Raw genomic sequence first — 8,404 nt, 5'->3', positions numbered from 1 at the left:
AGCCTGGTGATACGCCGGGCCGACTCGGTGAGCTGGGTGTCGACGCTCTGCAGCAACACCGACCGGACTGTTGCCGCAAGGAAGAGGTCGGCGATCAACAGCACCGAAGCGATCACGCCGCAGCCGAGCAGGATCCGGCGGCGCAGCGTCACGAGTTCAACCTCATACAAAATCCGACGCCCCTGACGGTTTGGATCAGCGGGGGGTCGAAGCTGTCGACTTTGCGGCGCAGGTAGCTGACGTAGGTGTCGACCACGCTCGTGCGGCCCCCGAAGTCGTACTCCCAGACGTGGTCGAGGATCTGGCTGCGGCTCATCACGCGCCCGGCGTTGGCCAGCAGGAAGCGCAGCAGCTTGTACTCGGTCGGCGACAGGTCGAGCAGCACGCCCGAGCGGCGGACGCAGTGGGAGTCGTCGTCCAGTTCCAGGTCGGCGAAGGTCAGCCGGGAGCTCGGGGCGGCCCTCCCCTGCCGGCGGAGGATCGTGTGGATGCGGACCACGACCTCCTCCAGGCTGAACGGCTTCGTGACGTAGTCGTCGCCGCCGAGGGTGAGGCCCCGGACCTTATCCTCGGTGGTGTCCTTGGCGCTGAGGAACAGGATCGGGACCCTCAGGCCCGCCTCCCGCATGCGCCGGCAGACCTCGAAGCCGTCCAGGTCGGGCAGCATGACGTCCAGCAGGACGATGTCCGGCGCCTTGCGGCCCAGGGTGTCGAGCGCCTCCCGGCCGGTTGACGCCACCTGGACCTCGAAGCCCTGCTGGCGCAGCGCCACCTCCAACAGAAAGCAGATGTTGCGCTCGTCGTCGACCACCAGCACGCGGGTGGCGGGGGCCTGGTCCATGGAAGAACAATCCCACCGGACTTTGTGAGCTTGTTGTGAGTTGGCTAAGAAGTTCCACAGATCCTCACGCGCCGAAGGGCCGGACTTACCGGCCCTTCGGTTGCTGCAGGGCGTTCAGCTGCTGATGCTGGTGAGGCTGCCCGCCGTCAGGCACGGGTAGGTTCCGATTGCGGACCTCCACAGGTTGTAGTCGGGCTCGATGTTGCTGGTCGGGACCGCAAGGGCGATCTGGTCCGCCAGGCTCTGAATACCGCTCAGGTTGCGGATGTTGGTGACGATGGCCACCTTCACGCCGCTGAGGTCCAGGTTGTTCGACGACTTGTAACCCTCGGGGAACATCTGCACGACGGAGGCTCCGCCGTCGATCAAGCCGTTGTGGCTGAGCTTGCCCTTGGAGTTGGCGAACCAACCCATGGAGTCGATCTCGGCCCAGGCGTATTTGTTCTCCAGGGTGGTCATGACCCGGGCCAGGTCCTGCGCCGAAGCCCTCCATCCGCCGGCCGCCAGCCCGAGGTTGTACTCCTCGAACTCGAAGGGCACAGGGGCGGGAAGGTTGTCGGTGCCCAGTGAAGACGGGTCGCCTACGCCGGGCTTGTGGTTGGTTGCGTCGCAGGAATCCGGCTGGGCGAACTCAGGACGAATCCGGTTGTGCAGGTTCATGGTCTCCAGGTAGTCGTCCCGCACGTAGTCGTAGTACGACTTGCCGGAGAGTTGCTCGATCACCAGGGTGAAAACGCCCATGCCGTGGTTGGAGTAGGACGAGTCGGTTCCGGGCTCGAACAGCAGGGTCCGGGTGCGCAGGAAGTGACGGTGCGCCATCTCGTAGGTGACGTCTTCCTCGGCGACTTCGAACATCTTTGCGGTGCCGGCAATGTCGCCCCCGCCGTTGAATCCGGACGTGTGGTCGAACAGGTGCTGGATGGTGATCTTGCTGTACCAGTCTTCCCAGTCGATGGCCTTCTCGGCGATCTGGTCGGGGGAGTCCGGGGTCAGCTCGTCGATCTTTGCTGCGATGTCTGCGTCGAACTTGCCCTCGAAGAACCCGTCGGGGCCGTAGAGGAGGGTGGTCGCCGGGTCCTTTCCGTGCTGCTTCAGCAGCTGGTAAGCCGCCGGTCCGGTCATCGCAGCCTTGCTGACGCTGCCGATGCGAGCCCGCATCGATGCCTTCATCGGGGTCTTGGGTGCGCCGTAGTAGGCGTAGCCGTAACCCTTGGTGAGAACCAGCCGGCCCTGCTTGGAGACGGCGACGGTCATTCCGGGCAGGTTGTTGTCATCGATCAGCTTGTTGACGAGTGCGTCAACCTTCTGTTCGAAGGCCAGCGCGCCCGGGGGCGGGCCGGCGTGGGCGACACCGGGCAGAATCCCGATTGAGACTGCCGATACCACACAGGCCGCGACGGCCCGGCGGCGAAGCTTCATGCTTGATGTTGCGTTCATTACCTTCTTCTCCTTCATTCAGTAGCGCCCCGCCTTGATGGGGGCGAAGGAATGAGGAAGAAGGGCCGAAATTCTTACAAGAAGTTGCTCGTTTTCCTAACCGGGTGCGGCGCAATCAGCTCGGCTCTTCGACGGCAAGGATGTTCCCGTCGGGGTCCTTGAACCAGGCCGCCCGTCCGTTGGGGGCGGTCACGACGCCGTTCTCCGTCTTCAGGCCGGGCAGGTCGTACTCCTCGAAGACCACACCCTTGTCACCCAGATCCGCCATCACGCCGTCGAGCCCGCTCACCCGCCACGCTGCGGCCGTCGCCTGGTTGGTGCCGGCGGATCCGGTCGCGTAGATGAAGAAGTTCACGCCCCCACTGCTGTACTCGACCTCGCCCATCTCCTCGTTGACCTGGGCCGCCTGGAACCCGAGGACCTCCTCGTAGAACTGGCGGGCTCGGGCAACGTCGCTGACTGGCAAGGCCGCCGCAATCGGAAAATCGGACAACATCGCAACTCCTTTCGTGGACTTCGAACGCCGGCTACTGGTAGTGCGAGTTGGGATCGATCCGTTTCACCGAATTCAGCAGAAGGCCGCGTGGGCGATCATCCCGCCCAGCGCAACCACGCACCCGGCGCCTTCGGTGGGGATACACAGGGCGAGGCCGGCCATCATGGCGACGTCGATCATCGTGCACCCCACGTGGTGCCAGTCCATCACCGGCACCGCCATGCCTTTGATGTCGAACGCCAGGTCGCGAAGCTCCTTGCGGGAGCCGGGGATCCTTTCGACGACCGTTCCGGCCAGGGATAGGCCGAGGTCTGAGAAGTCTCCGTCCTTGACGTCCAGGATCGTCGTGATCTGCTCGATCTGGTCGGGCTGGAAGTGGTCCGAGGTCAGCGTCTGCTGGATCTGCTGGTTGAGCCACGGTCCGTACTGCTCGAAACTCCTACGGAGGAACTCGGCGTGGTGTTCCGCTACGGCGAGCGCCTCGTCCAGCCTCAGAGCCATGGCGATCCATGCGTCGACGTCGGAGCCCAGGAAGTCTTTGGAGTTTTTCGTCGCGGTCCGGGCCAGGGTGGCCTCCCGGTTGGCGATCTGTTGAATCTCAAGCGCCGCTTCGGCCATTTGAAGTTGGACCGACATCGGTGGAACCTTCATCTCGCCATCTGGCATCTGGAACCTCCTTCACGGGACCGGGGATGGACACTCTTAGCCAGAAAGGAACGATAGAGGTTCGGCGAACCTGGGGAAATACCCCCCGCGACTTAGCCGGCAATCGAACGAAGGGATTCCCATGATCAAAGCAGGGATGGAACCACTGGTGCCGCTCGTCGGCGAGTGGCGGATCGAGGCGTTCGGCGGTTCCGGCAGAGCGTTGTTCGAGTGGACGCTGGACGGCGCGTTCCTGATGCAGCGGACCGAGGTGGACCTGCCGGAGGCCCCCAACACCCTGGCGATCATCGCCCTCGGTCCGGACGGCGGGTTCACGCAGCACTACTTCGACTCACGAGGCGTCGTGCGGACCTACTCGATGACGCTCGAGGACGGCGTTTTGACCCTCGCCAGAGAGACGGAGGACTTCTCCCCTCTCGATTTCCGCCAGCGCTACATAGGCAGGTTCAACGAGGACGGCCGCCGTATAGAAGGGGCGTGGGAGATCAACCACGGCGAGAAGTGGGAGAACGACTTCGACCTCACCTACACCCGGCTCGACTCCTAAGAACTCCCGATCGGTACCTTGAGGACCTGTCCCGGGCTGATCTTGTCGGGGTCGCTGATTTGGTTCGGGTTGGCCCGCACGATCCTCGGGAACAGACTGCCCTTGCCGTAGTTGGCCTTGGCTATCGCCCAGAGGGTGTCACCCTTTTTGACGGTGTGCTCCCGGTACCCGACGTAACCGTCGACGATCCGGGTGCCGAGGATCACCGGGACGGTGACCTTGTTGATTTCCGACCCGTCCTTGGCGCTGAACTCGAAGATCTCCACAAAGAGGCGGTCCAGCGTGAAGGAGGCGCCGGACACGTCCACCTGGAGCTGGAACTGGCCGTGCTCGCCGGTCCCGCCGCCCGCCATGAAGTGCCCGGTTACCTCGTCGTGTCCCTCGTGCACGCGGTACTGCAACGTGGCCTCGAATCCGGTTCCCACGCCGCCTATCATGATCGGGTTGCCGACAAGATCGAACTCCCGGGGTTGATCGATGCGGTTTGTCATCCTGGGCTCCATTCTCCTGCTTGATCTACCGTCACCAGTCTGAGCATTGGAGATAGTTGCTGTTGGTCTCACAGCCGGCTCGCCTAGGTTATCTGCGGCCGCCCCCCAGAAGGCCCCCCAGGATGTCGCCGACCCCGCCGCCTTTACCTTTAGCGCCCCCGCCGCCCAGAAGGTCGCCGAGGATGTCGCCCACGCCGCCGCCGCCCTTGCCGCCGCCTGCGGCGCTGCCGAGGATGTCGCCCAGCACTCCGCCGAGACCGCCGGCGCCCTTGCCGCCCTTGCCGCCGAGCTGCTTGGCCAGGTAGGAGAGGACGATCGGGGCGAGGATCGGCAGCAGCTTCTCCTGCAGCGCCTTCCCACCGCCCTTGGGCAGCCCGCCGAGGGTCTGGACGACCTGCTGCTTGTTGTCGCCGAAGACGTGGGAGACGATCTTCTCGCCGTCCGACTCGTCGACATCCGACAGGTTCACGCCGCCCTCGACCAGGCTCGGGGGGTGCTGCGACACGGCTTCGGCGATCGAGCGCTCCCCTGCCGGGTCCTGGGCATTGGCCTTTAGCCCGCCGAACAGGGTCGGAAGCGCCTGATCGATCGCCTGCTTGGCGGTGGCCTCGTCGACCCCGAGCCGCTGGGCGATGTCCCCTATCGGGAGCTCCTTCATGAGTCCTTCGATCCCTGCCATGGCTTCCCCCTTCGATCGACCGGTCCGAGCGAGCGGCACTGGTTGAAGGTTATCCGTTCACCCGGCTGCGGCGATACTGAGGGAGAGCCGCGCGAGCCGTCCTTTTAATGGAGGTGCCGTTGTTTAGACGAATCGCCGCAGGGATCCTGCTCGTAGGAATGATCGGCTGCACCGGCGGCGATGGGGCCGTGAACGAGCCCGTGGGCACTACCAGCGAGTCTTCGCCCTTCCGCGTCGGTCACCCGCCGGAGGGCTATTCGCCGGTTCAGGCCGGCCGGGGAACGCTCACCCAGGCATGGGGGGAAGACTCGTTCGGCAGCCACGAGTCCGTTACAGTCCTTGCGCCCAAGGGCGAAGGCCCCGGCGGTCCCGGAGAGGTCCGGGTCGAGCTCTTTGGGTACGAGGGCTTGCAGGGACGGATCAGTCAGGGACTCATCGGGTACGGCATCGGCGACCCCCCTCCCAAGTTCGAGCTCGATGGCAAGGAGGCGGTCTTCAAGGCGGCCCACGAGACGTATTTTGGGCAAGTACCCGCCCAGCTGGCGGTCGACTTCGGGAACGACGTGGGGGTCCTCGTATCGAAAGCGAGCGCCGGGCGCGATGAGCTGGCCGACATCGCCCGGGCGACCCGGCCGCAGGACGACCACCTGCTCGCTCCGGTGGTCGATGACCCGCCGGGCGGCCTGGAGGTTGTCGGTTCGGCCGACGCCGACGTCGGATTTTCATTGACCGGCTTCCCGTCTCCCAACAGCGATCATCTCCCGGCCGGCGAGCGGGGCCACACCGCCGCCTGGGCGAGGCCGAAGCCCGGCGGGGCGTGGTTCGCCGAGGACGGAACGGTCGTCGTGACCACCCTTCCCGGCCTGGCGCTGGACCTGGACGCTGTCGTCGCAAGCACCAATTGGGCGGTCCGCCGGAACCACCCGCCGGAGGCCAAACCGGTCGAGGTTTCGGGCCGCCCCGGACGGGTGGTGACGTTCGCCAACGGCAAGGAGGACACGGTGGTCGTCTCCTCCACCAAAGCCGGCGACCTGCTCCTGGTGAACGCCCACGGACCGAACCGGCCGAGCGTCGACCAACTGGTTGCAGTCGCTTCGTCGGTCGAACCGGCGACGGCAGCCGAGTGGGACCAGTTCGTGACCGCAGTCCGGGGCGGACCGGGCCTTAGAGCCGACGCGGGTGCGGTGGAGCTCGAGCGGGGCAAGGTTGGCGACATCGAGTGGCTGATGCAGGCGGTCGAGCCGTCGCCCAACTCTCGCCTGAGATCCCGGCCCGGCCCCCAGCCGGCGGGGATGACAGTCGACGACTGCCTCAAGTTGCCCGAAGGAAGGGTCTGTGAGAACCAAAGCGCCTCGACCGGGAACACCGCCTTCTGGCTGTTCAACTACAAGGCACCACCCACGAGCACCTTTCCCAGCTACCTGATCGTGACCGTCACGGGCTCCCCCGCCGAGCGGGCGAGGGTCCACCTGCAGGGGGCGCCGGCCGTAGACATTGCACTCCACCCGGTCCCCGGAGGGCCGCTCAAGGCCGGCATCGTGACGAACATGGTCTTCCCGCAGGCGCCGGTCGCCCCGTGCCTGGAGCCGGGGGCCCCCACCTACGCCGGGCTTGTCGAGCTGCTCGACAGGTCCGGACGCCGGGTCGCCTGCCCGAAATAGCCCGGGCCCAGTACTGCGCCCGCAGCAGGCCAAGTGTCTGCCGCTGGACGACTACACGGCAGGCCCCTCAGTCCACAATCGGTGAGGTAGCCAGTTCCGAACCATACTGAGGGAGCCTCACATGATTGAAGTCAACGATCTGACCAAACGATACGGGAACCACCTGGCGGTGGACTCGTTGAATTTTGTCGTCCAACCGGGCATCGTCACCGGGTTCCTGGGCCCCAACGGGGCCGGCAAATCCACCACCATGCGCCTGATCCTCGGCCTGGACCACCCCACCCGGGGCAGCTCCACCGTCAACGGCCTCCCCTACCGGGAGCACAAAGCGCCGATGACCGAGATCGGCGCGCTGCTCGAAGCCAAGGCAGTCCACCCCAGCCGGCCGGCCCGTGACCACCTCAGGGCGCTTGCTGCCACCACCGGAATCTCGACCAAAAGGGTCGACGAGGTGCTTGAGCTCGTGGGCCTCACTGAGGTCGCCTCCAAGAGCAGCGGAGGCTTCTCGCTCGGCATGGGCCAGCGTCTTGGAATCGCATCGGCACTGCTGGGCGACCCCCGCACGGTGATGCTCGACGAGCCGGTCAACGGCCTGGACCCCGAGGGCATCCTGTGGATCCGCAACCTGCTGAAGTCGCTCGCCGACGAGGGCCGGACGGTCTTCGTCTCGTCCCACCTCATGACCGAGATGGCCCTGATGGCCGAACACTTCATCGTCATCGGCAAGGGCAAGCTCATCGCCGACGTCTCGGCCAACGAGCTGGCGGCGCTCACCAACCAGAACTCGGTCCGGGTCCGCTGCCCGCAGGCTTCGCAGCTGCGCTACCTGCTGCAGGCCGACGGCGTGACGATCAAGTCCACCGGCTCCGACGTACTGGAGGTCACCGGCATGACCGCCGAGCAGGTCGGCACCCTGGCATGGGGCGACAACCTGTGCCTGCAGGAGCTGACGCCGATGAAGGCATCGCTCGAGGACATCTTCCTGGAGCTCACCCACGACGCAGTCGAGTACCACGGCACCGCCGGAACCGGCGGCGACCTCGTCATGACGGGAGAAACGGTATGAACGCCACCACCTCTGCACTCCAGGGCGGGAAGACCTTCAAGGTCACCCAGCTTCGAGTGATCCGCTCCGAGTGGATCAAGTTCAGCACGATCAAGTCGACCAAGTACACGCTCGGGTTCACCGCCCTGGCGGTCATCGCCATGGGCGTGCTCCTGGCGGCCTTCTCGACCAGCCTGGTCGGCCCGGGCGCCGAGAGCGCGGCGGCCGACCCGACCGGCACCAGCCTCGCCGGGGTCAGCATCGCCCAGCTCATCCTCGGCGTTCTGGGCGCCCTGCTCATCACCAACGAGTACTCCAGCGGCATGATCCGGGCCTCGCTGACCGCGGTGCCTGCCCGGCTCCCCGTGCTGTGGGCCAAGGTCATCGTGTTCGGCACCGTGTCGTTCGTGGTGATGCTGGCGGCCGTGCTGATCTCGTTCGTCGGCGGCCAGGCGCTCTACGACGGGGTAGGCGGCCCGGCATCACTCGGCGACCCGGGCGTGTTCCGGTCCCTAGTCGGCTCCGCCTTCTTCCCGGCAGC

At 65.8% G+C, this 8,404-nt stretch carries 10 protein-coding genes; 4 read left to right on the top strand and 6 right to left on the bottom strand.

The window, feature by feature from the left end; all coding sequences use genetic code 11:
* Window positions 1-148: 148 nt before the first annotated feature.
* The 4 genes from VFV09_09115 to VFV09_09100 all read right to left on the bottom strand — a co-directional run bounded on the left by VFV09_09115 (window position 149) and on the right by VFV09_09100 (window position 3,440).
* Entirely contained in the window at window positions 149-841 is a 693-nt protein-coding gene (locus tag VFV09_09115; protein ID HEU4867875.1) for a response regulator transcription factor, read from the bottom strand.
* A 114-nt stretch (window positions 842-955) separates the two neighbouring features.
* Window positions 956-2,278, bottom strand: a complete 1,323-nt coding sequence (locus tag VFV09_09110; GenBank protein HEU4867874.1) for a serine hydrolase domain-containing protein — start codon at window positions 2,276-2,278, stop codon at window positions 956-958.
* A gap of 115 nt (window positions 2,279-2,393) precedes the next feature.
* A complete protein-coding gene (locus tag VFV09_09105; GenBank protein HEU4867873.1) occupies window positions 2,394-2,774 on the bottom strand; it encodes a VOC family protein in 381 nt (126 codons plus the stop codon).
* 72 nt (window positions 2,775-2,846) lie between these two features.
* On the bottom strand, window positions 2,847-3,440 hold the full coding sequence (locus VFV09_09100; protein HEU4867872.1) for a hypothetical protein: 594 nt from the start codon (window positions 3,438-3,440) through the stop codon (window positions 2,847-2,849).
* A 121-nt stretch (window positions 3,441-3,561) separates the two neighbouring features.
* Between VFV09_09100 and VFV09_09095 the strand changes: the two genes are divergently transcribed.
* Complete coding sequence (locus tag VFV09_09095; GenBank protein HEU4867871.1) at window positions 3,562-3,987, top strand: hypothetical protein; 426 nt, start codon at window positions 3,562-3,564, stop codon at window positions 3,985-3,987.
* Here VFV09_09095 and VFV09_09090 read toward each other — a convergent pair.
* Both VFV09_09090 and VFV09_09085 read right to left on the bottom strand, forming a co-directional pair.
* On the bottom strand, window positions 3,984-4,478 hold the full coding sequence (locus VFV09_09090) for a Gmad2 immunoglobulin-like domain-containing protein (protein ID HEU4867870.1): 495 nt from the start codon (window positions 4,476-4,478) through the stop codon (window positions 3,984-3,986). The genes VFV09_09095 and VFV09_09090 overlap by 4 nt on opposite strands.
* 88 nt (window positions 4,479-4,566) lie before the next feature.
* On the bottom strand, window positions 4,567-5,157 hold the full coding sequence (locus VFV09_09085; GenBank protein ID HEU4867869.1) for a DUF937 domain-containing protein: 591 nt from the start codon (window positions 5,155-5,157) through the stop codon (window positions 4,567-4,569).
* Window positions 5,158-5,276: 119 nt separating this feature from the next.
* Here VFV09_09085 and VFV09_09080 point away from each other — a divergent pair, with 119 nt between their 5' ends.
* The 3 genes from VFV09_09080 to VFV09_09070 form a co-directional block, all read left to right on the top strand.
* Window positions 5,277-6,818: a hypothetical protein gene (locus tag VFV09_09080; GenBank protein ID HEU4867868.1), complete on the top strand. Its 1,542-nt coding sequence runs from the start codon at window positions 5,277-5,279 to the stop codon at window positions 6,816-6,818.
* A gap of 121 nt (window positions 6,819-6,939) precedes the next feature.
* The gene (locus tag VFV09_09075) at window positions 6,940-7,884 is read left to right on the top strand and encodes an ATP-binding cassette domain-containing protein (GenBank protein ID HEU4867867.1); all 945 of its coding nucleotides are present in this window, start codon (window positions 6,940-6,942) and stop codon (window positions 7,882-7,884) included.
* Window positions 7,881-8,404: ABC transporter permease (locus VFV09_09070; GenBank protein HEU4867866.1), on the top strand; the 524-nt coding region annotated here is incomplete at its 3' end. The genes VFV09_09075 and VFV09_09070, both read left to right, overlap by 4 nt.

Source organism: Actinomycetota bacterium (assembly GCA_035759705.1).
In the GTDB taxonomy this organism is placed as follows: Bacteria; Actinomycetota; CADDZG01; order JAHWKV01; family JAHWKV01; genus JAJCYE01.
This window is presented reverse-complemented; position numbering and strand designations above follow the sequence as displayed.

What these genes read in the sequence shown, in the direction of transcription:
- VFV09_09075 (HEU4867867.1), top strand. Translation starts at nt 6,940, where the DNA reads ATGATTGAAGTCAACGATCTGACCAAACGATACGGGAACCACCTGGCG.
- VFV09_09110 (HEU4867874.1), bottom strand. Translation starts at nt 2,278, where the DNA reads ATGAACGCAACATCAAGCATGAAGCTTCGCCGCCGGGCCGTCGCGGCC.
- VFV09_09105 (HEU4867873.1), bottom strand. Translation starts at nt 2,774, where the DNA reads ATGTTGTCCGATTTTCCGATTGCGGCGGCCTTGCCAGTCAGCGACGTT.
- VFV09_09085 (HEU4867869.1), bottom strand. Translation starts at nt 5,157, where the DNA reads ATGGCAGGGATCGAAGGACTCATGAAGGAGCTCCCGATAGGGGACATC.
- VFV09_09115 (HEU4867875.1), bottom strand. Translation starts at nt 841, where the DNA reads ATGGACCAGGCCCCCGCCACCCGCGTGCTGGTGGTCGACGACGAGCGC.
- VFV09_09095 (HEU4867871.1), top strand. Translation starts at nt 3,562, where the DNA reads ATGATCAAAGCAGGGATGGAACCACTGGTGCCGCTCGTCGGCGAGTGG.
- VFV09_09100 (HEU4867872.1), bottom strand. Translation starts at nt 3,440, where the DNA reads ATGCCAGATGGCGAGATGAAGGTTCCACCGATGTCGGTCCAACTTCAA.
- VFV09_09090 (HEU4867870.1), bottom strand. Translation starts at nt 4,478, where the DNA reads ATGACAAACCGCATCGATCAACCCCGGGAGTTCGATCTTGTCGGCAAC.